A 26682-nucleotide genomic window follows, 5' to 3' on the forward strand; every position below is an offset into this window, starting at 1 on the left:
GGCGGGCCACACGCCCGCCAGGCCTGGTCCTAGACCCGCGAGACGAACAGTTCCTGATGGTTGCGGCACTGCTGCGCCGTGAGCATGAACACGCCATGGCCACCACGCTCGAAGTCCAGCCAGGTGAAATCCACTTCCGGGTACAGGGTTTCGACATGCACCTGGCTGTTGCCCACTTCGACGATCAACAAGCCCTTTTCCGTCAAGTGATCGGCCGCCTCGGCGAGCATGCGCCGTACCAGGTCCAGCCCATCGTTGCCGCACGCCAGGCCCAACTCCGGTTCGTGCTGGTATTCGGCGGGCATGTCGGCGAAATCCTCGGCATCCACATACGGCGGATTGGACAGGATCAAGTCGAAGCGCTGTCCCGGCAGGGCGGCGAAGCCATCGCCCTGCACCGTGAAGACGCGCTGCTCCAGGCCATGACGCTCGATATTGCGGTTGGCCACTTCCAGGGCGTCGAACGACAGGTCGGCCAGTACCACCTCGGCGTCCTGGAAGACGTCAGCCGCGACGATGCCGATGCAGCCGGACCCCGTGCACAGGTCGAGAATGCGCGCCGGCTCACTGGCCAGCCAGGGCTCGAAGCGCTTCTCGATCAGTTCGCCAATCGGTGAGCGCGGCACCAGTACGCGTTCGTCGACGATGAACGACATGCCGCAGAACCAGGCTTCGCCCAGCAGGTAAGCGGTGGGCACACGTTCTTCGATGCGGCGCTTGAGCAGGTGCTGCAGACGCACGCGCTCGTCATCTTCCAACTGGCAGTCCAGGTAGCTGTCAGCCATCTGCCAGGGCAGATGCACGGCCCCCAGCACCAGCAGGCGGGCCTCGTCCCAGGCGTTGTCGGCACCATGGCCGAAGAACAGCTCATGCTCATGGAAACGGCTGACAGCCCAGCGAATATGGTCGCGCAGGGTGCGCAGGCGAGAAGTGATCACAAAGTACTCCTTTTCAGACTGTGCAAAAGTCTACCAGTCCACTAGCTGAAATGTTCCATCGCCCGCCGCTCAGGTAGCCACAGGCCAGTAACGGCGCCATCTGCGTTGTCAACCATTCACATTGGCGCCTGGGCAAGTGACAATAGCGCGATGTAAGCCCTTCCCGAGGAGCCCTCGATGTCCGTTCCAACCACGATGTTCCGCCTCACCGGTCGCGACTACCCGCCGGCCCGGTTGAGCCAAGCCAGCCTGATCGTCATCGACGCGCAGAAGGAGTACCTCAGCGGTCCGCTGGCACTCTCGGGCATGGACGAGGCCGTGGCGAACATTGCCCGGTTGCTCGACGCGGCCCGCAAGGCCGGCCGCCCGATCATCCATGTCCGCCACCTCGGTACGGTGGGCGGACGCTTCGACCCACAGGGCCCTGCCGGGGAGTTCATCCCGGGCCTGGAGCCACAGGGTGACGAAGTGGTCATCGAAAAGCGCATGCCCAATGCCTTCAAGAACACCAGCCTGCACGAAACCTTGCAGCGCCTCGGCCACCTGGACCTGATCGTCTGCGGCTTCATGAGCCACTCCAGCGTCAGCACCACCGTGCGCCGCGCCAAGGACTACGGCTACCGCTGCACGCTGGTCGAAGACGCCTCCGCCACCCGCGACCTGGCGTTCAAGGACACGGTCATCCCGGCCGCGCAGATTCATCGCAGCGAGATGGCGGTCATGGCCGACAACTTCGCCTGCGTAGCGCCCACCGACAGCCTGATCTGATCGCCCCAGCGCCCGGCCGCCGGGCGGAACCGCACGGGTCGGCGCAGGTCGAATTCCGATACCGAGAGAGGAATACGGAATGAAGCTCAAAGGCAGTTTCGATGCCAGACGCCTGCGCCCACGCCAAGCGGGCAACTGGGGCGTGCGCCTGGCGGCAGCACTGTCGGCGCTGCTGGCCACAGTGGGCATTCTTCTGGCCATGGCGGGCATTGCGGGCCTGCTGGGCAACTACGAAGCCCTGGCCGAGTTGAACGCCAATCACAGCCTCGCGGCGATTCTCGTCGCGCTCGGCCTGCTACTGCTCTACCTGGGTGTGCGCTTCTGGCGCCTGAGCCGCATTCGCCTGCGCCGCAGTCGCGATCTCAACCTGTCGCCGCACCTGATGAAGAAACACGACTGAAGCCCCCACACGCCGAGGCGTGCGCTGGCGCGTCTGCTGACGACCCAGCGCCGATCGCGTAGACTACGCCGCCCACGTGGAGGCTCCCATGCAAGACGACGACTTTTCCCTCTTCCGCAGCGAAGTGCGCGGCGTCAAGCCCATCGCTCATGACCGTGCCGAAGTGGGCAAGCCCAAGGCTGACCGCACGCAACTGGCCGGCCTGCGTCAGGCCGCCAGCGTGCGCACCGGCCAAGCGCTGGTGGTCGACGGTCTGTCGGACCAGTTCGTCATCGACGTGGGTGCTGAAGACGAGCTCATGTGGCGCCGTGACGGCGTTCAGGAAAGCCAGATCCGCAAGCTCAAGCTTGGCCAGATCACCTTCGAAGGCAGCCTCGACCTGCATGGCATGACCGTCGAGCGCGCCCGCGAGACGCTGTGGGCCTTCATCGCCGAAGCCACCCGCCTGGAAGTACGCTGTGTGCGGGTCACCCACGGCAAGGCGGCCCGCCTGGATGGCAAGCGGCCGATGATCAAGAGCCACGTCAACACCTGGTTGCGCCAGCACCCGCAGGTGCTTGGATTCGCGTCGTGCCAGGCCCGCCATGGTGGCACGGGTGCGCTCTACGTGATGCTCAAGCGGACCATGCTCGAAGGCCGCGACGAGTAATCGCGCTTGCAGCGCCGCGTGCGCCGCCGTACCCTTCGTTTTTGCGTTTTTTCCCACAGGTAGATCCATGTCCCTGGAACAGAACTACACCGAGATCCTCAGCCAGATTGGCGAGGACGTCTCCCGCGAGGGCCTGCTCGACACGCCCAAGCGGGCCGCGAAGGCCATGAAGTACCTTTGCCGCGGTTATGAGCAAACCTTGGAAGAAGTCACCAACGGCGCGTTGTTCACTTCCGACAACAGCGAAATGGTGCTGGTCCGCGATATCGAGCTGTATTCGATGTGCGAGCACCACATGCTGCCGTTCATCGGCAAGGCCCATGTGGCCTATCTGCCCAAGGGCAAGGTGCTGGGACTGTCCAAGGTGGCACGGATCGTCGACATGTACGCGCGTCGCCTGCAGATCCAGGAGAACCTCAGCCGTCAGATCGCCGAGGCCATCTCGCAGGTCACTGGCGCAGCCGGTGTGGCCGTGGTCATCGAGGCCAAGCACATGTGCATGATGATGCGCGGTGTGGAAAAGCAGAATTCCAGCATGATCACCTCGGTGATGCTTGGCGAATTCCGTGCCAATGCCGCCACCCGCAGTGAGTTCCTCAGCCTGATCAAGTGATCGGCGTCGACCTTAAGCCGGCCCCTCGGGGTCGGCTTTTTATTTGGCCTTCGTGCCCCCAAGCTCAGGAGTAGCCCATGATCGTCAAATCCCTGCGGGTCGGCCTCGGCCAGCTCATCGTGTTCGGCGACTGGATCAGCCGCCCGGCCAAGCGCAAGCGTGACGCCGCCGCCCAGGCCCACGTCGAGCAACAGGCCAAAGGCCTGGCGCTGTACCAGTTCCATGCCTGCCCGTTCTGCGTCAAGACCCGCCGCGCCCTGCACCGGCTCAACGTGCCGGTGGCACTGCGCGATGCGAAGAACGACCCGCAGCACCGTCAAGCACTGCAAGACGGCGGCGGGCGGGTGAAAGTGCCGTGCCTGCGTATCGAGGAAGACGGCAAGACCACCTGGATGTACGAGTCCAACGACATCATCGCCTACTTGGACAAGCGCTTCGGCTCGATCTGAGTCAGCCCACCATCGGCACGTGCCGGGGATGACTGGCGACCCGCTCCAGCCAGGCGCGCACGGCGGGATACTCGGCCAGATCGAAGCCGCCCTGGTGGGCCACATGGGTATAGGCATAGAGCGCGACATCGGCGATCGAGTATTGCTCGCCCACCAGGTACGGCGTCATGTGCAACTGCCGTTCCATGACCCTCAGCGCCTTGTAGCCGCCCTTGTGCAGCTTGCGGTATTCCTCCAGGCGCTCCTGCGGCAGCCCCAGGTAGAACTGGATGAAGCGCGCTACCGCGATGTAGGGCTCATGGCTGTACTGCTCGAAAAACTGCCATTGCAGCACCTGGGTACGCAAACGCGGCTCGGTGGGCAGAAACTCGCTGCCATCGGCGAGAAAATTGAGAATGGCGTTGGATTCCCACAGGCAGGTACCGTCTTCGAGCTCCAGCACGGGAACCTTGCCGTTGGGATTGCGCGCGAGAAATTCCGGTGTTTCGGTTTCGCCCTTGAGAATGTCCACCGGGTGCCACTCACACGGCCGTTCCAGCAGACTGAGCATCAACTTGACCTTGTAGCAGTTGCCTGACTGATAGTCCCCATACACCTTGTACATCGCCCCTCCCCTCCTGCGCAGCTGCAAGTCAGCGCTCCATAGTTGAGGACTGTACGGCTAAATGCAATGGTCGCTGTATGGCGCGCGGCAGGTCGCTGCGCGTTAGGCTGCGCGAAATGCCCCATTGCACAAGGAATGCACCGTGACCGACGCCACTTCCACGCCCCTGCGTCCACTGGCCGACAGCTCGCCGTCGGCCGTGGTGGCCGGCTTCATCGCCATGCTCACCGGCTACACCAGTTCGCTGGTGCTGATGTTCCAGGCCGGCCAGGCCGCCGGTCTGAGCAATGCGCAGATCTCCTCCTGGATCTGGGCGCTGTCGATCGGCATGGCGGTGTGCAGCATCGGCCTGTCGCTGCGCTATCGCACGCCGATCACCGTGGCCTGGTCGACACCGGGCGCGGCGCTGCTGATTACCAGCCTGGGTGGGGTCAATTACGCCGAGGCCATCGGTGCCTACGTCACCTGCGCCGCGCTGGTGGTGATCTGCGGAATGACCGGCAGCTTCGAGCGCCTGGTTCGCCGCATTCCCGCGTCGCTGGCCTCGGCCCTGCTGGCCGGCATCCTGTTCAAGATCGGCAGCGAAATCTTCGTCGCTGCGCAACATCGCACCCTGCTGGTGCTGGGCATGTTCTTCAGCTATCTGTTGGTCAAGCGCCTGTCACCGCGCTATTGCGTGCTCGCCGCCCTGCTGGTCGGCAGCGCATTGTCCGGCGCCTTGGGCTTGCTGGACTTCAGTCACTTCGACTTGCAAGTGGCACGGCCGGTGTGGACCACACCGAGTTTTTCGCTGGCGGCGACCATCAGCATCGCCATCCCGCTGTTCGTGGTGGCGATGACTTCGCAAAACATGCCCGGCGTGGCCGTGCTGCGCGCCGACGGCTACCAGGTGCCCGCCTCGCCGCTGATCTCGGCCACCGGCCTGGCCTCGCTGGTGCTGGCCCCCTTCGGCGCCCACGGCGTCAACCTGGCAGCGATCAGCGCCGCAATCTGCACCGGCCCACACGCCCACGAGGATCCGGCCAAGCGCTACACCGCTGCCGTCTGGTGCGGGATTTTCTACGGTATCGCCGGGGTCTTCGGCGCCACACTGGCGGCATTGTTCGCCGCGCTGCCCAAGGAACTGGTTCTGTCGATCGCGGCCCTGGCGCTGTTCGGATCGATCATGAACGGCCTGAGCGTGGCCATGAGCGAGGCCCGCGAGCGCGAAGCGGCACTGATCACCTTCATGGTGACGGCCTCGGGGCTGACGCTGTTTTCCATCGGTTCGGCGTTCTGGGGCATCGTGGCGGGAGTGATCACCTTGATGATTCTGAGTCCGCGCAAGGCCGGATGAACATCACGCCGGCGATGGACCCTCCCTGGGATCGCGGGGCGCGACACGAAGAGACTACTACAGCCTCTCAATGCAGCCTGAAGTGCCCCACCATCCCCTTGAGTTCATCGCCCAACTGCGCCAACTCGACGCTCGAGCGCGCCGTGTCCTGCATGGCCAGCGCCGCCTGATCGGCGCTGCCGCGAATCTGCGTGACGCTGCGGCTGATCTCTTCGGCCACCGAGCTCTGTTGCTCGGCCGCTGCGGCGATCTGCTGGTTCATCTGCTGAATCAATGACACGGCAGCCGCGATGCTGCCCAGGGCACTTTCGGTGTGCAGCGCATCGGCCACCGCCAGACGCACCAACTCGGTACTGCCACGGATCTGCGTCACCGACTGCTGCGCGTTGCCGCGCAGGCTCGCCACCAAACGCTCGATTTCCTCGGTCGATTGACGGGTGCGGCGCGCCAACGCACGCACTTCGTCGGCGACCACCGCGAAACCGCGACCCTGCTCACCAGCACGCGCCGCTTCGATAGCCGCATTGAGCGCCAGCAGGTTGGTTTGCTCGGCCACGCTCTTGATCACTTCCAGCACATCGCCAATGGTGTGAATCTCGGCACTCAGGCTGTCGATGCCGGCACTGGCGGTTTCCGCCGCCTGCGCCAGTTGCTCGATACGCTGCATGCTCTGGCGCACCACCTGCTGACCGGACTCGACCTTGTCATCGGCCTGCTGGGCCGCCTGGGCCGCTTCCTCGGCGTTGCGCGCCACATCGTGCACCGTAGCCGTCATCTGCTGCATGGCGGTGGCGACCTGCTCGGTTTCCTCTTTCTGACTGCCGACCTCGCGATTGGTCTGCTCGGTCACCGCCGACAATGCCTGAGCATTACCAGCCAATTGTTCGATGCCCTGCTGCAAACCACTGACGATGCCCGACAGCCCAGCGGCCATCTGCTGCATGGCCAGGGTCAACTGGCCCACCTCGTCGCGCCCGGCGACCTGCGCATCGACCAACAGGTCCCCTGCGGCAATGCGCTGCGCACTGGCGATCACACGTTTGAGCGGCGCTACCACGGCGCGGGTGATCAGCCAGGCGGCGACGATCCCGACCAGCAAGGCCAATGCCGTGGCCAGCGCGATGGCCAGCGTATTGTGAGTCAGCTCCTGGCGCATCGCCGCCTGCTGCGCATCATACGCCTGGTCGATGCGTGCCGTGACCTGTGCGGCGCTGGCCTGCAACTGCGCCTTGATGTCCTGCTCCTTGCCCAGTTCGGCCGTGTACTCATCGAGCTTTTCGGAGAACGAGGCGATGTGGCCGGCCACCTCACCGAGCAGGCTCTGGTAACTGGTGTCGGCAACCGATGTCTTGAGTTCATCGACCAGATTCGCGGCCTCGACGGTCTGCGCGATGCGCCCTTGGTCAATCGACTCATCGCCTTTGCGTGCCTGCTCCAGGCGCACCCGCGCAGCATCCATGGCCTGCAGCATCAAGCGCGAGACCTGCGCCACCTGGGTGGATTGTTCGAGCATCTCGCTGCCCTGCTGGCCTTGGGATTGCTTGAGGGCATCGGCGCCATCGTCGGCCAAGCCCGACTGCAGCACATCGAGGTTACCGGCCACACTGGAGACCGACCACGCAGCGGTGTCCAGCGCCAGCTCCTTGCCCTGCACCGCCTCGACGAACGCATCGAATGCCTGGCCGTAGGCATGCAGGTCGGCTTCGCCCGCCGCCAATAGGGGAATGCCCCGGATGCGTTCGATCAATGCCTGCAGGCCGGCGCGCAGTGCTTCGGCTTGCTTGATGTCCGAGCGTAAGGCGAAGGCCTGTTCGTGCTGGCGCAGGCTAAGCAGGTCGGCCTTGACCTCGCCCATCTGGTGCAATGCGTCGAAACGCTGGCCGACCTTGCTCAAGGCCTGGATGCCGATGGCCGCCACGGCCAACGTCAGCAGCAGTACCAGAGCGAAGCCCAGGCCGAGTTTGCGGGCCATGCCCAGGTTGGCCAGACTACCGCGCTTGGTCGACGTCATCGCCACTCCCCCTCGCCCTTAGGTGTTGCCGAAGGCACAAGAGTGACAACCGCATGGCTCGGGTCACAAGGCCCTGCGGTCAGAATGGTGTCAAATAGCTATGAACCTGTCGTTTTCAGCTAACTGCGGGTCGTCCAGCAGCGGCGAGAAACGCTTGGGCGCGTCTGTCCTGTGCGTAGGCGACGTTGATGCGCAGCCACTCGCTTTGCCCGCCCACGGGGTCGAAGGCGCTGCCGGGCGTGAGCAGCACCGAATGCTCCAGGGCCAGGCGGTCGAGCCAGGCGAAATCCCGACCCGGCATGCGCGCCCAGACGAACAGGCCGCCGTAGGGTTCGCAGAGTACCTCCCAGCCATGGGTTTCCAGTTGTCCCAACGCCTTCGCCATGTGCTCGGCCAGACGCCCACGCACCCGCTGCACATGCTTGCGATAGCTGCCATTGCCGAGCAGGTGTCCGACCACCTGCTCGACGAACCTGGAAGTGCCAATGCCGGTCACCATCTTCAATTGCGCCAGGCGCGCAATGAGTTCGGGATCTGCACTGATAAAGCCCACGCGCAGCGCACTGCTCAATGTTTTGGAGAAGCTCGACAAGTAGATCACCTGCCGCTCGCTGTCCAGCGTCGCCAGGCGAGTGGCGGGGCCATCCTGGAAGTCGGCGTAGATATCGTCCTCGATGATCCGCAGATGATGCTCGCGTGCCAGTTCCAGCACGCGATAGGCCGTCTTGGGGCTGAGGCTGGTACCCGTGGGATTCTGGTACAGGCTGTTGATGAACAGGCAGCGCGGCCGGTGCTCAGCCAGAAGCTGCTCGAGCGCCTGCAGATCGGGCCCGGTCGCGGTGCGGGGCAAGGGCAGCATGCGCACCTGGTGCTGGCGCAACAGGCTGAACAAGTTGTAGTAGCCGGGACTTTCGACGATCACAGCATCTCCTGGCACGAGCAGCGTGCGCACCAGCAGGTCCAGCCCGTGGCTGGCGCCCTGTGTGGTGAGCACGCCCTCCGGCTCGCTGGGAATCTGCAACTGCGCCAGACGCTTGAGCAACTGCTGCCGCAGCCCGGCCATTCCCAATGGCGGGCAGTAGCGGAGCAAGTCTTGCGGGTCGCCGCGACTCACCTGACGTATCGCCTGGGCCAGCGCCTCCTGCGCCTGCCAGGCGTCGGGCAACCAGCCGCAACCGAGCTTGAGCAGTGCTGGATGGGCGTCACTGAACTGCCGCCAACTGCCATCGATGGCATCGCCCCAGGCCAGCGCATCGTCTCGAACGTAGGTCGACATCCGCTCGGCGACGAAAAACCCGGCCCCATGGCGCGCTTCGAGCCAACCACTGGCGACCAGTCGATCATAGGCATCGATCACACAGCCATGGCTGATCGCCAGGGTGCGGGCCAGGCTGCGAATGGAGGGTAGGCGCGTGCCAGGACGCAGGCGCTGCTGCTCGATCCAGGCTTGCAGTTGTTCAGTGAGTTGCTGGGCCAAGGGTGTAGCGGCGAGACGATCCAGAGTCAGGTGCATGGCAAAGTGTTCGACGATTTTTAGCGAACAGTTAATCACAAATCCCCGTGAGGCGTGCCTTGCCTGTGCAAGGCCATGAACCGAAGCTGATTGCACGGGGCTCCCCCGTATTTACCACCTGATCCACCACTTCCAGACGGACCTCCCATGCCCGCACGCCTGGCTTTTGCCCTTTGCCTGATCACCCTGGCGGTGAACCTGCAAGCCCCGCTCTACACCACCTATGCCACCCTCTCGGGATACGGTGCCGCCGCCACCGCCATGGCCTTCTCCAGCTACGTGCTGGGGGTACTGCCCGTACTCCTGGCGTTTGGCGGGCTGGCCGACCGGGTGGGCCGCCGACTGCTGATCAGGGTCGCACTGATCTTGTCGATGATCGCCACCACGCTCGTCATGTTCGCGCCTGGACTACAGACGCTGGCCCTGGCGCGGCTGCTGATGGGCGTGGGCACGGCGCTTTCGACCACCCTCGCCACGGCCTACATGGGCGAACTGCAAGGCGATGGCGACACCACACGGGCGGCGAATTGGGTCACTGCCAGCACGTCGCTGGGCTTCGGCCTGGGGGCGGCTTTGACCAGCCTGTTCCTACTGTGTGGTCCAAGCCTGACGCCACTCAGTTTCCCTCTACACCTGGCGCTGGCAGCCACTGCGTTGTTCCTGGTCTGGCGCCTGCCCGATCAGCGCAATGCACATCGCACGCCGATGCTGCGCCTGCCCTGCTATCCAGCCGGCAGCTTGCCCTATGGGCTGGCCATTCTGCTGGCCTGGGCCTGCACCGGGCTGGTCATCGCGCTGGTGCCGGGCGTGCTGCGACAACACGGTCTGGATCAATGGTCAGGGTTCTCTACCTTCTGCGTGATCAGTTGCGGCGTGCTGTTCCAGCCGCTGGCCCGACGCTTGAACAGCAGGCCGGCGACTCTGCTGGGGCTGGTCATTCTGCCGCCCAGCTTCCTGTTGTTGGCCTGGGGGGCCGATAGCGGCAGACTGATGGCCGTGTTGATCGGGGCAGTGGCCGCCAGCAGCGCCTGCTACGGCTTTATCTACCTGGGCGGTCTGGCGGCGGTCAATGCCCTGGGTGGCACGGAGAAGCCGCGCGCCAGCGCCGGGTTCTTTCTTCTCGCGTATCTGGGATTCAGCCTGCCGGTCGTCTTCACCGGGTTGCTCAGCGATCGACTGGGTGCCCACATCGCTCTGCAACTGTTCGGTGCCGCCCTGGTGTTGGGATGCGCGCTGGTGGCCCTTGCACTGATCGGCGCCGGGCCAAGGCTCAGATGGCGGTGGCGCCGCCATCCACGGTCAGGCTATGGCCAGTGGTGAACTTCGCGCCATCGCTGCACAGGTACAGCACCGCGCTGGCGATCTCCTCGACCTTGCCGATGCGCCCGACCGGGTGCATCGCTGCGGCGAACTCTGCCTTGCGCGGGTCGGCCTCGTAAGCACGGCGGAACATATCGGTATCGATCACCGCCGGACACACCGCATTGACCCGAATACCCTTTTTCGCGTATTCGATGGCCGCCGACTTGGTCAGGCCGATCACGGCATGCTTTGACGCTGCATAAATGCTCATCTTGGGCGCCGCGCAAAGGCCTGCGACCGACGCGGTATTGACGATAGCGCCGCCGCCTTGGGCCATCATCAGCGGCAACTGGTACTTCATGCACAGCCACACGCCCTTGACGTTGACCGCCATGATCGCGTCGAACTCGGCTTCGCTGCCTTCGGCGAGGCGGCCCTTCTCGATTTCGATTCCGGCATTGTTGTAGGCGTAGTCCAGTCGACCGTACGCCGCGACGATGCGCTCGTGGAGCTGGCGCACATCGCTGTCGTGGGTGACATCGCAGGCGACGAACAGACCATCGCCGCCGCTTTCACGGATCAACCCCAGCGTCGCTTCGCCACCGACCGCATCCACGTCGGCCACCACCAACTTCAGCCCCTGCGCAGCGAACGCCAGTGCCGTCGCCCGCCCTATGCCCGCCGCACCACCGGTAACCAAAGCGACTTGGCCAGAAAATGTCATGCTCATCGCACACTCCGTTTTTCATGAAGGCTCATGGCGGGTGAGTCTACTCAGCACAACCGGGCACAGGGCAGCATCATCAGGTCTGCCGTTGCAGTACCATCGTCGGTGGTGATTTTATGCATGGCACTCAATCACTCTGCTGGATCGACGAGCATTCGCCATTCAGGTCAGGCTTGAACAGTAAGACTCGACGGTTTATCAACAGACTTTGCCATCTACCCGGAGACGTTCCATGACCCAGACCAACCGCCGCTTCCTGCTGGCCAAGCGACCGACCGGCGCCGTCCGGCGGGAAGACTTCGACTATCAACAGGTTCCGGCGAGCGAACCGGCGGACGGCCAGATCCAGGTGCGCAACCTCTACCTTTCGCTGGACCCGGCCATGCGCGGCTGGATGAACGAAGGCAAATCCTATATTCCGCCGGTCGGGCTGGGCGACGTGATGCGTGCTTTGGGTGTAGGTGAGGTCGTCGCGTCCAACCATCCGGACTACAAGCCTGGTGACCATGTCAGTGGTGCGCTTGGCATACAGGACTATTTCACTGGCACCCCGCAGGGCATGCACAAGATCGACCCGAACCTGGCCCCCCTGCCCCGCTATCTGTCGGCCCTGGGCATGACTGGCATGACCGCCTACTTCGCCCTGCTCGAAGTAGGACAACCCAAGGCCGGCGATACCGTGGTCATTTCCGGTGCGGCAGGCGCTGTGGGCAGCATCGCCGGACAGATCGCCAAGATCAAAGGTTGTCACGTGGTAGGTATCGCCGGTGGTGCCCAGAAGTGCCAGTACCTCAAGGACGAACTGGGCTTCGACGGCGTCATCGACTACAAGGCCGAGGACGTGCTGGCGGGCCTCAAGCGCGAGTGCCCCAAGGGCGTTGATGTGTACTTCGACAACGTCGGCGGCGATATCCTCGACGCGGTACTCAGCCGTCTTAATTTCAAGGCGCGCGTGGTCATCTGCGGGGCCATCAGCCAGTACAACAACAAGGAAGCGGTAAAAGGACCGGCCAATTACCTGTCGCTACTGGTCAATCGCGCACGCATGGAAGGCTTCGTGGTGATGGACCACGTCAAGGAGTACGGTAAGGCCGCACAGGAAATGGCGGGCTGGCTGGCCAGCGGCAAGGTCAAGAGCAAGGAAGACGTGGTGGACGGGTTGGAAACCTTCCCCGAAACACTGCTGAAGCTGTTCAACGGGGAAAACTTCGGCAAGCTGGTGTTGAAGGTTTGACCGTGCAGGGGGCCGCCGTAATGCGGCCCCGATTGGCTTCAATCAGGCACGGATCTCGGCCACCACGGCAGCCAGCGCCTGCGCCGGATCCGCGGCCTGGCTGATCGGGCGACCGATAACCAGGTAGTCGGAGCCCGCTTCAAGTGCCTGGCGCGGCGTGAGAATGCGACGCTGATCGTCCTGTGCACTGCCTGCCGGGCGAATGCCCGGAGTCACCAGTTGCAGCGACGGATGGGCTGCCTTGAGCGCCGGAGCTTCCAAGGCCGAGCACACCAGGCCGTCCATTCCTGCCTTTTGCGCCAGCGCAGCGAGGCGCAGCACCTGCTCCTGTGGATCGACATCCAGGCCGATACCGGCCAGGTCCTCGCGCTCCATGCTGGTCAGCACGGTCACCCCGATCAGCAGTGGCTGCGGACCGCTGCGCTTGGCCAATTCTTCACGGCATGCAGACATCATGCGCAGGCCGCCAGAGCAGTGCACGTTGACCATCCATACACCCATCTCGGCAGCCGCTTTGACCGCCATGGCCGTGGTGTTGGGGATATCGTGGAATTTCAGGTCGAGGAACACCTCGAAGCCCTTGGCACAAATGGTCTCGACGATACCGGATGCGCTGCTGGTGAACAGCTCCTTACCCACCTTGACTCGGCACAGTGCAGGATCGAGCTGGTCAGCCAGCTTCAGGGCGGCCTCACGGGTCGGGAAATCGAGGGCGACGATCAGGGGCGTCTGGCAGGCGGACATGGTCGGATCTCTGTGGCAAGTCGTGAACGGCGCGCATTGTAAACGAAGTGGCGAGTCGATTGGGGATACGCAACGATACAGTTGGCATGAACAAGGCTGGCCGTAGAGGAACGCATGATCGCAGCCCTAGGTCCGATACCATGACAAGCAGCATTTTCACGATCACAGGAGAACGACAATGCCCTGGTATGCCTGGCTGATACTCATCGTAGCCATCGGCTCCATCGTAGGTGGGCTGATGATGCTGCGCGATACAGCGAAGAAATTGCCGCTGACGGACGAGCAGTTGAAGAAAGTACATGAACGCAATGCCGAGGCAGATGCCAAGGATGCGCGGGATCGGTGACTGAGCGACAGTGAAGGTCGGGGCACAGGCCCCGACCTGATGGGCCTGTTACTGAACGGTCATCTTGCCCCGATTACGTTCGATGAGCGTACTTCCGATACCTTTGACTTCCAGCAACTCGTCCACGGTCTGGAATGCGCCGTGTGCCTCGCGATAGGCCACGATGGCCTCCGCCTTGGCTTTGCCAATGCCGGAGAGCTCCTTTTGCAAGGTTGCGGAGTCCGCCGTATTGAGGTTCAGGGTAACTGCGGAGGTCGACACTTCGCTCGTGGAAGGCGATACAGGTGTAGAGGCGCTAGGGGCAGCGCTGACCGAGACAGACAGGCTCAGGAAAAGTGGCAGTAGAAGACTTCTGATCAGTTTATTGCGCATGAGTGCACTCCTGTGCGTTGGTACATTTCGCATTTAAGGGCAGCTAATTCCTTGGCTGCCCTTTTTAACGTAGCCAGTCTCAGCGCATTCGCCCAGGTGCGGCGAATGATTAAACCGTAACAGAATTGATCACGTTCATTCGTCCGAACGATTTTCTCAAACGTGATCTAGAAACAACTGACAGCTAGATCACTGTCAGCCGTACATTTACCTACATGTCTTGCCGACGCTGCTGATAAACCCAGTCAACAATGTCGCCTTCTGGCGAATAGCCACTCACCATCTCCCGCAGCGACTGACGGACCCGAGCAAAGTCATCGACCGCCAATGCCTGGAGGAGCTGATTCAATTGCTCTTTAAGTTGCCCCCACTGCAGAAAGTCTTCGCTGGCCGTCATGATCATCGGATGAGACGTGGGTGAAACGTTATCGCCGATCAATAACTCCTCATACAACTTTTCACCCGGCCGCAGACCGGTGAACTCAATGGCAATGTCGCCATGAGGATTGCTTTCGGAGCGGACAGTCAGCCCGGAAAGATGAACCATCTTTTCAGCCAGCGCGGCAATCTTGACCGGTTCGCCCATATCCAGCACGAACACATCGCCGCCCTGCCCCATGGAGCCGGCCTGAATCACCAACTGAGCCGCCTCGGGAATGGTCATGAAGTAACGGGTGATCTTAGGGTGCGTGACCGTCAGCGGGCCACCCGTCTTGATTTGGTGATGGAACAGCGGAATGACCGAGCCAGAAGAGCCGAGCACATTGCCGAAACGCACCATCGTGAAACGTGTTTTATTGACCCTGGCGACATTCGCACCATCACCGTAGAACACCGGTGCGACTTCTTTGCTCAGCGCCTGCAAGATCATTTCGGCCAAACGCTTGGTGCTACCCATGACGTTGGTTGGACGAACAGCCTTGTCAGTGGAAATGAGGACGAAGTTTTCCACATTGGCCTGCAGCGCAGCCTGGGCGGTGTTAAGGGTCCCCATCACATTGTTGGCGACGCCTTCGGAGATGTTGTGCTCGACCATGGGCACATGTTTGTAGGCCGCCGCGTGATACACCGTATCGACTTTCCACGTACTCATGGTATCGAACAGGTGCTTGTAGTGACGTATCGATCCGAGGAACGGCACCAGGCGTACCGGCAGCGCCTGGCGAGTGATGCGTTGTTCGAGTTCACTGTGAATGCTGTAGAGATTGAATTCGCTGTGCTCGAACAACAGCAGGCACTTGGGTTCGAGCATCAGGATCTGCCGGCACAACTCAGAGCCGATCGAGCCACCCGCGCCGGTCACCATCACTACCTTCCCGCTGATGCAACGAGCGAGCAGATCGGGTTGCGCAGGCACTGCGTCACGCCCCAACAGGTCGGCGATATCGACTTCCTGGATGTCATCCACTTTAACCGCGCCACGCGCCAAGTCCACGACGCTTGGGACACTGCGTACGTGCACAGGGTACTGTTCCAATGCGCTGAGCACTTCTCGGCGTCGGGAGCGACTGGCCGAGGGAATCGCCAGCAACACCTCTTCGGCGGAGGTGACGTTGAGCATGCGCTCGATATCAGAGCCTTTGAACACCTGCAAGCCGGAAATCGTCCGATCGGTCAAGGACTCGTCGTCATCGATGAATGCCACCGGCTGCATCGTACGCCCCATGCGCAGCGCTGCAAGGAGCTGGTTGCCAGCAGCGCCGGCGCCATAGATCGCGACTTTGGGCAAGCCATTATCACGACGGGCAAAGGGTACATGTTGCCGAGCGGCATACCAGTCGCCGAGGAAATACTGACGCATCAGCAAGCGCCCGCCACCGATCATCAGCAAGCTCAACCACCAATAGTTGAAAATGATCGACCGTGGAACCACCACGGTGTGGTTTCCATACCAATACACGACCAATGCCAACAACAGCGAAGACAGGCTCACTGCCTTGAAGATGGTGATCAGGGCATCGTTACCGAAATAACGCATCACCGCACGGTACATCCCGAACCGGATGAAGATCGGGATGGTGACGATGGAGGCAGCGACAAATAGCCACCAATGCGTTACCACAGGATTGACCAGCTCATCCAACCCCATGCGAACGACGAAAGCCAACCACAGTGCCAACCACACTACAACCAAGTCCGCGGTGACCTGTATCGCGCGCTTATGTTTACGCGGCAGTGAAACCATCCGCTTTCTCAGTCTATCCATATGCATCTCTAATTCCTCTGCTCGGGCATTTCCGAGACGGCTGCGGCCTTTGCTGCAGCCCCCTGATGGAAGGCCTGCGCTTGAATGTTAACCCGGCATACCCGATCTGAACTTGATGGCCAGCAGTACCAGGGGCAGGTAGGCAATGACCAGTGCCACCCCGCCATCGAGCCAGCCCGAGACGGCCATGCACGCCAACGGAAAGAGCCAGAGCACGTTGATCAAGAGTACCGCCATCGTGACAGGCTTGTGGCTGCCCAACTGCCGGGAGGCGTGTTGGTAGGCATGGCTGCGGTGCGCTTCGTAGACTTTTTCGCCCCGCAGCAGGCGGCAAATCAGCGTTACGGTGGCATCGACGACGAAGACCCCGAGCAAGATCAACCAGCCTGCGAAGAGTGCCGAGTCCACCCAGGCGGCCTGGAGCGACAGAATGGCCAATGCTACACCCAGGAACCCGCTACCGGCATCGCCCATGAAGATGCGCGCCGGCGGGAAGTTCCAGAACAGGAAACCTGCCACCGCACAGGCCAATGCCAACGCCGCATAGGACTGCTCGAAATGATGGCTGATCACATAGAGAACAACGCCCCCCAGGCACACACAGATCGCCTCGACGCTGGCCAAACCATCGATGCCGTCCATGAAGTTGTACAGGTTGAGCAACCAGACAAAGTAGAACAGCGCCAGTACATAGCCGAACCCACCGAGATCGATGTCCAGACCGAAGGCATGCAGAGGCGGAATTCCGCCCAGGCAGAACAGCGCCCAGGCGCTGCCCAGGAAGTGCCCCAGCAGCCGCCAGCGAGCGGCGACGTGGCCGTGATCGTCCAGGAAACCCAGCAGCGCAATCATTGAACCAGTACCCACTAGCGCCCAGATCAAGTTGCCCGGCAGCAACGACTGGCTGGCGAACACAGGCAGTGACAAGAGGAACGCGACGACGATCGCCACGCCCCCGCCACGCGGCGTGGGCACGCTGTGGGAACTCCGCTCATTGGGAATATCGATGATGCTGCGAGCCAGTGCGTAACGGCGCAACCCGCCGGTCATCACCAGGGCAACCAGCAGTACTGCAGGAAACAACGTCCAAAGAATCATTGAGGCTAGCGTTCCGATTCAAGATATGCGTGGGCTGTAAGTTTCAACGCCTGGTCGACGCTCAGAGGAGGCGTCCATTCGAGCAAGCGTTTGGTCTTGATGATGTCGACCTGAAGCGAGTCGCACAGTCGAGCTGCGATACCGGGACGACGCACCAGAGACGCTGCGGTCTTGATCAAACCGGCAGGCACGGGCAACAGCTTGGCACTGACGCCCAGTGCAGTACTGGTTTTCTTCAGTAACTCAGTGGTCGAAAGGTCTTGGTCATCGCTGGCCAAAAACACCTGCCCGGCCGCTGCGGGATGGATGAGGCACACACGAATCAAATCCACCAGATTGTCCAGGGCGACCATGCTGCGCTTGTTCTTGATCGCCCCGAGAGGCAACGGGATCCCGGCTTTCAGCCACTTCATCATGGATTGGAAGTTGGCTTTCACATGCGGGCCGTACACCAGCACAGGGCGGACGATGACCACTTCCATGCCCGTGGACTGTGCGAGCGCCAGCAAGGCCCGCTCAGCTTCGAGTTTGGAAATACCATAGGGATCCACTGGCGTTGGCACTTCGTCCGCGGTGTAGGGCGCTCTATGATTGGTCGTTTCGCCATTGACCTTGATGGAGCTGAGGAAGACGAATCGCTTGACTCCGTCTTGAGCGGCTCGTCGCGCAAGCGCCAGCGTCCCTTCGACATTGATCTTGCGATAGTCGCTGAGCGGGTCGGTCGACTGATCGTTCATGACATGCACACGTGCGGCGCAATGAACCACATAATCGATACCCTGCAGCGATGCCTGGAAATCGCTTTCTTCAAGCGATGGCATCATGAATGCGTGCACCCCCTGGGCCAGCGCGGGGGGTGTCTTGCGAACACCCGCCAGCACGCGTAAACCAGGATCACGCGCCTGGGTCGAAACCACACGGGAACCCACGAACCCCGTAGCGCCTGTCACCAGCACTTGTCGTTGCATCAGGCCTGACTCCTCAATGTGCTGTAGATTTCCATATGCTTGCCAACGACCTGCTGGATGGCGAAGGTCTGCTCCGCGAACGCTCGGCCCGCCAAGCCCATCGACCGACGCAGCGCTGCGTCCTCGACCAGACGTTGAATCGCATCGGCCAACGACTGGGAATCACGTACAGGCACCAGCAAGCCCGTGACATCGGCCACGATGGCGTCACGGCAACCTGGGACGTTGGTGGTCACCACCGCTCTGCCACAGGCAGCGGCTTCGATCAAAACTTTTGGCAAACCTTCTCGATACGAGGGCAGCACGACGATATTCGACGCCCTGAACACGTTGGCGATATCGGATCGATACCCCAGGCACTGGATCAAGTCGCCCGCAGCCCACGTCTGCAACTGGGCCGGATCGATACTGGTCGGGTTGCCAGGATCTGGATCACCCACCAGTTGGAATACGGCCTCGACACCACGTCCACGCAGGATTTGCGCCGCGTCGACGAACTCCAGGACACCTTTGTCCTTGAGCAGCCTTGCGGCCAGGGTCACCACCACAGGCCCTGCCGGCTCCTCATCGCATTGGTACAGGTCGAGGTCCACGCCCGACCCTTTGATCAGGACGCTCTTTTGCGCCGTGACTGCGCCCAGATCGATGAGTGCCTGTTGGTCATCGGGGTTCTGGAACACCACGCGCACGTTACGCTTGCCGAGCGCCAGTCGATACAGTGTCGACACCACACCCCTGATCAAAGCCGCCTTTCTACCCTGTTTCATGAAGATGAAACCCAGTCCCGAGATAGCCGCCAGCACGCCCTTGACCGGAGACAGACGCGCTGCAATACCGCCATACAGCACCGGCTTGATCGTGACCAGATGAAGCACATCAGGGCGCACGCTCCAGCACAATTTCACGATATTGACCAGGCTGAGCAACTCCCCGAGCGGATTCTTGCCGCTACGGGTGATCTTCAGTTCGTGGAATGTGAAGCCGAGCGACTGGATCTTGGCCACGGACGGGCCGGCTTGAGTGGCCACGTGAACGTCGTAGCCTTCGTTTCTGGCCCCTTCGGCGATCGGAAGGCGATGCGACAGAAAGAAAGCCGCGTCATTCACGATCATTAATAAAATCGGCTTCATAATTTATTGTTTATCCATCAACACGTGGTCCTTTGCGCCCGCGACCTTTATTGACCACGGGCAAGGCGCAACCGCTTTTCAGTGGTCGACCAGCGAAAGGAGATACTGCCCATAGCTGTTCTTGCTGAGCGACACACCGATCCGCCGAACATCGTCCGCGCTGAGCCAACCATTGTGATACGCAATTTCTTCAAGACAGGCGATCTTGTTGCCCTGGCGCTTTTCAATGGTTTCGACGAAATGTCCAGCTTCGAGCAGACTTTCGTGGGTACCGGTGTCCAGCCAGGCAAACCCGCGCCCCAGCAACTCCACATGCAAGTCCCCACGCTCCAGGTAAGCCTGGTTGATGCTGGTGATCTCCAGCTCGCCGCGTGCAGAGGGCTTTACCTGCTTTGCCATTTCGACGACATCGTTGTCATAGAAATACAGGCCGGTCACCGCATAGTTTGACTTGGGATGCGCTGGCTTCTCTTCGATCGAAACAGCCCGTTTGTCGCTGTTGAACTCCACGACACCGAAGCGCTCGGGATCCTTGACCTTGTAACCGAAAACGGTAGCCCCTGAGGTCCGACCGGTCGCTCTCTGCAGAACCGGCGTGAAGCCCTGGCCATAAAAGATGTTGTCACCCAGGATCAAGCACACCGAATCGGAACCGATGAACGACTCGCCAATGATGAACGCTTGTGCCAACCCGTCCGGCGAAGGCTGCTCAGCATAGGTCAGGTTGATACCCAGGTCGCTACCGTCACCCAGCAGCCGACGGTAACCGCCAATGTCATCAGGGGTACTGATGAGCAGAATATCCCGGATGCCGGCCAGCATGAGTACCGACAGCGGATAGTAGATCATCGGCTTGTCGTAAATGGGCAGCAACTGCTTGGACACACCCTTGGTGATCGGATAGAGCCGAGTGCCCGATCCGCCCGCCAACACAATTCCCTTCATACCGATGTTCCTTCAGAAACTTGTGCGCCCAGGCGCTCACGTTGATAGCTGCCGTCCTGAACCCGCTGGCACCACTGCAGATTGTCCAGATACCAGGAGACCGTCTTGCGAATACCGGATTCGAAGGTTTCCTGGGGCTTCCAGCCCAGATCCGCTTCGATCTTGGACGCATCGATGGCGTAGCGCAGGTCGTGGCCTGGGCGGTCGGCGACGTGTTTGATCAAGTCGGCATAGCGAGTGATGCCCGACACGGCAGGGTTCTTGTCGACCGGTCGCAGTTCGTCGAGCAGGCTGCAGATGGCGTGCACCACATCCAGGTTGCGGCGCTCGTTGTGTCCACCGATGTTGTAGGTCTGCCCTATGCCACCCTGAGTGACGACGGTATACAACGCGCGCGCATGATCATCCACGTACAACCAGTCACGCACCTGGGCGCCGCTGCCATACACCGGAAGCGCCTTGCCCTCCAGGGCATTGAGGATCATCAGCGGGATGAGTTTCTCGGGGAAATGGAACGGGCCGTAATTGTTGGAGCAGTTGGTCACCACGACCGGCAAGCCGTAGGTGCGATGCCAGGCCCGGACCAGGTGGTCGGAGCTGGCCTTGCTGGCAGAGTACGGCGAGCTAGGCGCGTACGGCGTCTGTTCGGTGAACAGATCGGTCGGGCCTTCCAGGTCACCGTAGACTTCGTCAGTGGAGATGTGGTGGAACTTGAAACGCGCTTTGCCCTCGGCGCTCAACCCCGACCAGTAGGCACGCGCCGCCTCGAGAAGCGTGTAGGTACCGACGATGTTGGTCTGGATGAAATCAGAAGGGCCATCGATCGAGCGGTCCACGTGGGATTCGGCCGCCAGGTGCATGATGACATCCGGCTGATGCCGGGCCAGCACCTGATCCACAGCCGCACGGTCACAAATGTCGACCTGCTCGAAGCGATAGCGGTCATTACCCGAAATCGCGTCGAGGGACTCGAGATTGCCCGCGTAGGTCAGCTTGTCGAGGTTGACGACGCTGTCCTCGGTGTGTTCGATCACATGGCGTACCACCGCAGATCCGATAAAGCCTGCGCCGCCGGTCACCAGAATTTTCATTTTCACGCATCATCCTTCTTCAAACCCACGAGGCGGTGGAGTGCTGAACTGAGCACGCCCAACCCTGCTCGTTGGCCATCCATCATTTTAGAAAACGAACATACCAAGGCATGGCTTTGGCGATACCGTCCGCAATGTCGAAACCTGGGTCGTAGCCCAACAGCGTCCGAGCCTTGCCGATATCGGCCTGCGAATGCCGGACATCCCCCGCCCGGAAGTCGCGATAGACCGGATCGTGGGGATACTGAATGTCGTTGGCTGCCAGCGCATCACGCAGCGCCGCGAACAACTGGTTCAGGCTCGTGCGTCCACTGACGGCAACGTTATAGACCTGATTCGTGGCCTCTTCCCGATCGGTGGTAGCCGCCAGCAGGTTGGCCTGCACGGTGTTTTCGATGAAGCAGAAATCCCGGCTGGTTTCACCGTCGCCGTTGATATAGACCGGCTCGCCCTCGATCATCGCCGCCGCCCACTTGGGAATGACGGCCGCATAGGCGCCGTTGGGATCCTGGCGCTTGCCGAAGACGTTGAAATAACGCAAGCCGACGGTCTTGAAACCATAGGTCCGGGCGAATACGTCGGCATAGATTTCGTTGACCAGCTTGGTCACGGCGTAAGGGGACAGCGGCTTGCCGATCACGTCCTCGACCTTGGGCAACCCAGGATGGTCACCATAGGTGGAACTGCTCGCGGCATACACGAAGCTCTTGACGCCTTCGTCTCGCGCGGCCACCAACATGTTCAGGAAACCATCGATGTTGGTGCCGTTGGTGGTGATCGGATCGTTGATCGAACGCGGCACCGAACCCAAGGCCGCCTGGTGAAGCACATGATCGACGCCCACACAGGCCTTGGCGCAATCCTCGAGCTTGCGAATGTCACCTTCGATGAATCTGAAGGCAGCCCATTGCTCGGCGCTCACCGAACCTTGCACTTCGTCCAGATTGCGCTGATGGCCGGTGGCAAAGTTGTCGAGGCCGACAACGCGCTGGCCGAGTTTGAGCAGCGTTTCCAGCAGGTTGGAGCCGATGAAGCCCGCCACGCCCGTGACCAGCCAGGTCCGCGGCGTTTTCGGCAAGGATTCGATGAGTTGTTCGTATGCAGTCATATAGCGTCACCACTTCGAGGGGATCGGGGAGGTCATGACCTCCCCCTGTTTACAGGCGCAGGTCCGAGGAGGTGGCTGGCAGCAGGTACTTGAGGTCGTACAGCACGTGCGCGTCCTTGCCCAAGGCGCGGAGCTGGCTTTCGCCCATTGCCTTGAACTGCTGGTGAGCCACGGCCAGCACGATGCCGTCGTACGCAGCAGCGTCCGGTGCAGCGACCGGCGTGATGCCGTATTCGTGCTGCGCCTCTTCAGCGCTGACCCATGGATCGAAGACGTCGACCTGGATGTTGTATTCCTGCAGCTCGGTGACGATATCGACGATCTTGGTGTTGCGCAGATCCGGGCAGTTTTCCTTGAAGGTCAGGCCCATGATCAGAACGCGAGCACCGTCCACATGGATGCGACGCTTGACCATCGCCTTCACCAGTTGCGAAGCGACATAGGCGGCCATGCCATCGTTCAGGCGGCGACCGGCGAGAATGATCTCGGGGTGATAGCCGATGCTTTGTGCCTTGTGCGTCAGGTAGTAAGGGTCGACACCGATGCAGTGCCCACCGACAAGACCCGGACGGAACGGCAGGAAGTTCCACTTGGTACCCGCAGCCTGGAGCACCGCTTCGGTATCGATCCCCAGCTTGTTGAAGATCAGCGCCAATTCGTTGATCAGGGCGATATTCAGATCCCGCTGGGTATTCTCGATAACCTTGGCAGCCTCGGCGACCTTGATGCTGCTCGCCTTGTGGGTGCCGGCGATAATGATTTCTCGGTACAGCGAGTCGACCAGTTCAGCCACTTCTTCATTGGAGCCGGAAGTGACTTTCTTGATGGTCGCTACACGGTGTTCTTTATCGCCTGGGTTGATCCGCTCAGGGCTGTAACCGGCGAAGAAGTCTTTGTTGAAGACCAGGCCCGATACCCGCTCCAACACCGGCACGCAATCCTCTTCGGTCGCACCAGGGTAGACAGTGGATTCGTAGATGACGATATCGCCGGCCTTCAGAATCGAACCGATGGTTTCGGAGGCCTTGATCAGCGGGGTCAGGTCAGGCTGGTTGTACGCGTCGATCGGCGTGGGCACGGTAACGATAAAGACGTTACAGCTTTTCAATTCATCGACTTGAGTGGTGAAACGCAGCCCTGAAGCTTCGGCAAGCTCCTCATCGCTGACTTCAAGCGTGGAATCGGTACCTTTGGCAAGCGCTTCGATACGCGGCCGACTAATATCGAAGCCAACCACCGAGCGCTTTTTACCAAACTCGACCGCCAGTGGCAGACCGACGTAGCCAAGGCCGATAACAGCCAGCTTAATATTCTCTAGAGAAAACATGCCTTATCCCAAGTAATGTCACGGAAAAAAACTGTATGGAACAGGCTCCGTCACTCCCCTGCTTCCATTCGGGTTGGCGACCCATCAGCCGCCGCCTCCCTGAGTGATTCTGATATACGCCTGTGATCGCAACCGCGCCGGTGACATGACTGCGCCTTCGCGTGTGTTGCGCGAGCGCGATATCCCACGTCGTCAGGTATCACTGGGCGTGCATTCTACCCCATACCTGCTGCCTTCCCTAGACGTGAATACCCCCGGCCACACCAACAATCGCGCATTGGCCCTTCAGTTGTAACTGGGGTCAATACATGAATGAGGTGGATCATCCATGGCAGGTGGCCATATGACAGACGCCAGCGCAGGACGTTCTATGGACCACACGATATCTCATCAACCCGATACGACTGGGTTAAAGATCGCCGTCGCCAATACGATCCGCGCTTTCAGCGCCGATGATGAACCTGCTAACCTTGCCTGATTTCGCCCAGCCGCACGACTTGACATCGACATCATTGTGATTCTGTGCAACCAGACTACCGACCCGCCGGCCCAGAGCCTTGTTCGCTGAGTCATGCACGTGCTGGACACAGGATTTACCGATCAGGGAAGGGAGCGCACGTTGTTCGATGTCCAAGAATTCCGACTGGGCACTTCGGTGCCCGCTTAAGCATCGAATCCTCCAGCCCACGACCCAGCCGCGCTGTGACTGATTCTCCAAGCAGGGCCTCGATACAGCGCTCTCATCTACCCAATACTTGACCTTGACGCGATTACTCTTATGTGTGGACTTGCAGGACATTTCAATCTGACAGGACAGTCGTCCGAAGCAGCGCTGCTTCTGGAAAGCAAACGGATGGCGGACACCATCGTTCATCGCGGCCCGGACGATGAGGGGCTGTGGGTCGATCCGGTCGTCGGCCTGGGTCTCGCCCATCGACGTTTGGCCATCGTCGACCTCTCGCCGGCCGGGCATCAACCGATGCCCTCGGAATCAGGGCGCTTCGTCATGGCGTTCAATGGCGAGATCTACAATCACCTGGAGCTGCGCCAGCGCCTGGAAAGCGAGGGCAGAACGGCCTCCTGGCGCGGCCACTCCGACACCGAGACGCTGCTGGCCGGCTTCGAGACCTGGGGCATCGAGGCGACACTGAAAGCGGCCATCGGCATGTTTGCCATCGCGCTGTGGGACACGCACGATCGCCAACTGATCCTGGCGCGAGATCGGCTCGGCGAAAAGCCGCTGTACTACGGCTGCCAGCAAGGTCAAGGCAACACCGTGTTCCTGTTTGGCTCGGAGCTCAAGGCACTGCGAGCTCACTCGGCCTTTGCGGCCGCCATCAGCAGACCCGCATTGGCGCTGTACGTGCGCCACAACTACATTCCCGCCCCTCACTCCATTTATGAAAACATCTACAAACTGCAGCCTGGCTGCCTGCTGAGGATTTCGCCCGAGCATCCTGAGCCTGTCATCACCGAGTACTGGTCCGCTGCCAGCGTCATGGCCGAGGGCACTTCGCAACGGCAGCGCAGCCTCGCACCAGAAGAGGCGGTCGAGCAGTTGGAGACACTGCTCAAGTCCGCAGTCTCTTTGCAGATGATGGCTGACGTTCCGCTGGGCGCTTTCCTTTCAGGCGGCATCGACTCATCGACGATCGTTGCCTTGATGCAGTCCCAGTCGTCCCGGCCGATCAGTACCTTTACCATCGGCTTCCACGAGAAGGGCTACAACGAGGCAGAGCACGCCAAGGCTGTCGCGAAACACCTGGGAACGCAACACACCGAACTCTACGTAACACCGGAACAAGCCATGGCAGTTATTCCTCAACTGCCGACCATGTACGACGAGCCCTTCTCCGATTCGTCGCAGATCCCCACCTATCTCGTCTCGCAACTGGCGCGCCAGCATGTAACCGTTTCGTTGTCGGGCGACGCAGGGGATGAGTTGTTCAGCGGGTATCGGCGCTACAACGTCACAGCGAATACCTGGGGCAAGATTTCCAAACTGCCACAACCTGTGAGAACCGCGCTTTCACGCTCGATCACCGCGCTCTCCCCGGCTACCTGGAGCCGCTTGGCCGGCTGGCTACCCGGCTCGAGCCCACGCATCGGCGATCACCTGCACAAAGGTGCTGGCGTACTCAACTCCACTTCCGTGGAAGCTCTTTATTACGGCCTGGTCTCTCAGTGGTCGGATCCTGCGTACATCGTCATAGGCGGCGCGGAACCCGCTACGATTTTGACTGGCGCAATGCCGGACCTGAGCAGTCTCGAGCCCGTGGAGAGAATGATGGCCCTGGACTTGCTCACCTATCTTCCTGACGACATCTTGGCCAAAGTCGATCGGGCATCGATGGCCACATCGCTCGAGTCTCGTGTCCCCATGCTGGACCACCGCGTAGTGGAATTTGCCTGGCAACTGCCCCATGCCTTGAAGCAACGGGACGGGGTCGGCAAGTGGATACTTCGCCAAGTCTTGTATCGCCACGTTCCGCAAGAACTGATCGATCGCCCCAAGATGGGCTTCGGCATTCCAATCGACGAATGGCTACGCGGGCCACTTCGCGATTGGGCGCAGGCATTGCTCGACGAACAACGATTGCGCAAGGAAGGGTACTTCCACCCCGGACCCATTCAGCAAAAATGGCAAGAACATCTGAGCGGGGCGAAAAACTGGGCCTACCATCTTTGGAACATCCTGATGTTCCAGGCGTGGCTTGAGGAAAACCATCCGGCGGGTTGACGCTCGATCGCTGTCCTTGCGCAGACAGTTCGAACACAGCCAAGACAAGGGCAATCTCGTGTA

Annotated in this window: 25 protein-coding genes and 1 pseudogene; 10 read left to right on the plus strand and 16 right to left on the minus strand. The window is 61.1% G+C overall.

All coding sequences use genetic code 11. The annotated features are described in order from the left end of the window. Positions 1–29: 29 nt before the first annotated feature. On the minus strand, positions 30–938 hold the full coding sequence (prmB, locus tag Q6A47_RS04915; protein ID WP_039579190.1) for a 50S ribosomal protein L3 N(5)-glutamine methyltransferase: 909 nt from the start codon (positions 936–938) through the stop codon (positions 30–32). A 177-nt stretch (positions 939–1115) separates the two neighbouring features. On the opposite strand from prmB, the gene Q6A47_RS04920 reads away from it, so the two are divergent. The 5 genes from Q6A47_RS04920 to Q6A47_RS04940 all read left to right on the plus strand — a co-directional run bounded on the left by Q6A47_RS04920 (position 1116) and on the right by Q6A47_RS04940 (position 3817). After that, positions 1116–1706: a cysteine hydrolase family protein gene (locus tag Q6A47_RS04920; RefSeq protein WP_295482611.1), complete on the plus strand. Its 591-nt coding sequence runs from the start codon at positions 1116–1118 to the stop codon at positions 1704–1706. Positions 1707–1785: 79 nt separating this feature from the next. Then, on the plus strand, positions 1786–2106 hold the full coding sequence (locus Q6A47_RS04925) for a hypothetical protein (protein WP_304483318.1): 321 nt from the start codon (positions 1786–1788) through the stop codon (positions 2104–2106). A gap of 88 nt (positions 2107–2194) precedes the next feature. Continuing rightward, on the plus strand, positions 2195–2755 hold the full coding sequence (locus tag Q6A47_RS04930) for a Smr/MutS family protein (RefSeq protein WP_304483319.1): 561 nt from the start codon (positions 2195–2197) through the stop codon (positions 2753–2755). Positions 2756–2822: 67 nt separating this feature from the next. Beyond that, positions 2823–3368 carry a GTP cyclohydrolase I FolE gene (folE, locus tag Q6A47_RS04935; protein WP_039579200.1) on the plus strand — a complete coding sequence of 182 codons (546 nt, stop codon included), beginning with the start codon at positions 2823–2825 and terminating at the stop codon, positions 3366–3368. A gap of 77 nt (positions 3369–3445) precedes the next feature. Beyond that, on the plus strand, positions 3446–3817 hold the full coding sequence (locus Q6A47_RS04940) for a glutaredoxin family protein (RefSeq protein ID WP_304483320.1): 372 nt from the start codon (positions 3446–3448) through the stop codon (positions 3815–3817). A gap of 1 nt (position 3818) precedes the next feature. Here the strand turns inward: Q6A47_RS04940 and Q6A47_RS04945 are convergent, their stop codons facing one another. Then, entirely contained in the window at positions 3819–4421 is a 603-nt protein-coding gene (locus Q6A47_RS04945) for a glutathione S-transferase family protein (RefSeq protein WP_304483322.1), read from the minus strand. A 142-nt stretch (positions 4422–4563) separates the two neighbouring features. On the opposite strand from Q6A47_RS04945, the gene Q6A47_RS04950 reads away from it, so the two are divergent. Beyond that, positions 4564–5757: a benzoate/H(+) symporter BenE family transporter gene (locus Q6A47_RS04950; RefSeq protein ID WP_029613740.1), complete on the plus strand. Its 1194-nt coding sequence runs from the start codon at positions 4564–4566 to the stop codon at positions 5755–5757. Positions 5758–5824: 67 nt separating this feature from the next. Here Q6A47_RS04950 and Q6A47_RS22920 read toward each other — a convergent pair whose 3' ends face one another. From Q6A47_RS22920 to Q6A47_RS04960, 3 genes and pseudogenes are all read right to left on the minus strand, one after another. Further along, the gene (locus Q6A47_RS22920) at positions 5825–6700 is read right to left on the minus strand and encodes a methyl-accepting chemotaxis protein (protein WP_369811417.1); all 876 of its coding nucleotides are present in this window, start codon (positions 6698–6700) and stop codon (positions 5825–5827) included. Further along, positions 6689–7768, minus strand: a pseudogene (locus Q6A47_RS22925) (HAMP domain-containing protein); the annotation flags it as partial. The pseudogene Q6A47_RS22925 and the gene Q6A47_RS22920, both read right to left, overlap by 12 nt. 115 nt (positions 7769–7883) lie before the next feature. Beyond that, the gene (locus tag Q6A47_RS04960) at positions 7884–9281 is read right to left on the minus strand and encodes an aminotransferase-like domain-containing protein (RefSeq protein WP_304483325.1); all 1398 of its coding nucleotides are present in this window, start codon (positions 9279–9281) and stop codon (positions 7884–7886) included. A gap of 147 nt (positions 9282–9428) precedes the next feature. Here Q6A47_RS04960 and Q6A47_RS04965 point away from each other — a divergent pair, with 147 nt between their 5' ends. After that, positions 9429–10601, plus strand: a complete 1173-nt coding sequence (locus Q6A47_RS04965) for an MFS transporter (RefSeq protein ID WP_304483326.1) — start codon at positions 9429–9431, stop codon at positions 10599–10601. Here the strand turns inward: Q6A47_RS04965 and Q6A47_RS04970 are convergent. Next, positions 10552–11313 (minus strand): SDR family oxidoreductase, encoded by a 762-nt coding sequence (locus tag Q6A47_RS04970; RefSeq protein ID WP_304483327.1) that lies wholly within the window; start codon positions 11311–11313, stop codon positions 10552–10554. The two genes, Q6A47_RS04965 and Q6A47_RS04970, sit on opposite strands and share 50 nt — an antisense overlap. Before the next feature lie 229 nt (positions 11314–11542). Here Q6A47_RS04970 and Q6A47_RS04975 point away from each other — a divergent pair, with 229 nt between their 5' ends. Beyond that, the gene (locus Q6A47_RS04975; RefSeq protein WP_295482632.1) at positions 11543–12544 is read left to right on the plus strand and encodes an NADP-dependent oxidoreductase; all 1002 of its coding nucleotides are present in this window, start codon (positions 11543–11545) and stop codon (positions 12542–12544) included. A 42-nt stretch (positions 12545–12586) separates the two neighbouring features. Here Q6A47_RS04975 and pyrF read toward each other — a convergent pair whose 3' ends face one another. After that, complete coding sequence (gene pyrF / locus Q6A47_RS04980) at positions 12587–13288, minus strand: orotidine-5'-phosphate decarboxylase (protein WP_304483329.1); 702 nt, start codon at positions 13286–13288, stop codon at positions 12587–12589. Positions 13289–13466: 178 nt separating this feature from the next. Here pyrF and Q6A47_RS04985 point away from each other — a divergent pair, with 178 nt between their 5' ends. Beyond that, entirely contained in the window at positions 13467–13634 is a 168-nt protein-coding gene (locus Q6A47_RS04985; RefSeq protein WP_080754748.1) for a DUF2897 family protein, read from the plus strand. A gap of 48 nt (positions 13635–13682) precedes the next feature. Here the strand turns inward: Q6A47_RS04985 and Q6A47_RS04990 are convergent, their stop codons facing one another. The 9 genes from Q6A47_RS04990 to tviB all read right to left on the minus strand — a co-directional run bounded on the left by Q6A47_RS04990 (position 13683) and on the right by tviB (position 23879). After that, positions 13683–14006: a ComEA family DNA-binding protein gene (locus Q6A47_RS04990; RefSeq protein WP_039579228.1), complete on the minus strand. Its 324-nt coding sequence runs from the start codon at positions 14004–14006 to the stop codon at positions 13683–13685. A gap of 211 nt (positions 14007–14217) precedes the next feature. Further along, positions 14218–16212, minus strand: a complete 1995-nt coding sequence (locus tag Q6A47_RS04995) for a polysaccharide biosynthesis protein (RefSeq protein WP_029613733.1) — start codon at positions 16210–16212, stop codon at positions 14218–14220. 87 nt (positions 16213–16299) lie between these two features. After that, entirely contained in the window at positions 16300–17310 is a 1011-nt protein-coding gene (locus Q6A47_RS05000; protein ID WP_304483331.1) for an MraY family glycosyltransferase, read from the minus strand. A gap of 5 nt (positions 17311–17315) precedes the next feature. Further along, complete coding sequence (locus Q6A47_RS05005; RefSeq protein WP_304483333.1) at positions 17316–18278, minus strand: UDP-glucose 4-epimerase family protein; 963 nt, start codon at positions 18276–18278, stop codon at positions 17316–17318. Further along, on the minus strand, positions 18278–19408 hold the full coding sequence (locus Q6A47_RS05010) for a glycosyltransferase family 4 protein (protein WP_116888716.1): 1131 nt from the start codon (positions 19406–19408) through the stop codon (positions 18278–18280). Before Q6A47_RS05010 ends, Q6A47_RS05005 begins: the two co-directional genes overlap by 1 nt. 78 nt (positions 19409–19486) lie before the next feature. Beyond that, on the minus strand, positions 19487–20353 hold the full coding sequence (gene rfbA, locus Q6A47_RS05015) for a glucose-1-phosphate thymidylyltransferase RfbA (RefSeq protein WP_029613730.1): 867 nt from the start codon (positions 20351–20353) through the stop codon (positions 19487–19489). Further along, positions 20350–21444 (minus strand): dTDP-glucose 4,6-dehydratase, encoded by a 1095-nt coding sequence (gene rfbB, locus Q6A47_RS05020; protein ID WP_304483514.1) that lies wholly within the window; start codon positions 21442–21444, stop codon positions 20350–20352. The genes rfbA and rfbB overlap by 4 nt, the downstream gene beginning before the upstream one ends. 82 nt (positions 21445–21526) lie before the next feature. Then, positions 21527–22552, minus strand: a complete 1026-nt coding sequence (locus Q6A47_RS05025) for an NAD-dependent epimerase/dehydratase family protein (RefSeq protein WP_039579236.1) — start codon at positions 22550–22552, stop codon at positions 21527–21529. Between the two features lie 49 nt (positions 22553–22601). Next, complete coding sequence (tviB, locus tag Q6A47_RS05030; protein WP_304483336.1) at positions 22602–23879, minus strand: Vi polysaccharide biosynthesis UDP-N-acetylglucosamine C-6 dehydrogenase TviB; 1278 nt, start codon at positions 23877–23879, stop codon at positions 22602–22604. Positions 23880–24657: 778 nt separating this feature from the next. Here tviB and asnB point away from each other — a divergent pair. After that, entirely contained in the window at positions 24658–26619 is a 1962-nt protein-coding gene (gene asnB / locus Q6A47_RS05035; RefSeq protein ID WP_039579241.1) for an asparagine synthase (glutamine-hydrolyzing), read from the plus strand. Positions 26620–26682: the final 63 nt, after the last annotated feature.

The sequence above is a fragment of the Pseudomonas boreofloridensis genome (genome assembly GCF_030580795.1).
GTDB lineage: Bacteria > Pseudomonadota > Gammaproteobacteria > Pseudomonadales > Pseudomonadaceae > Aquipseudomonas > Aquipseudomonas boreofloridensis.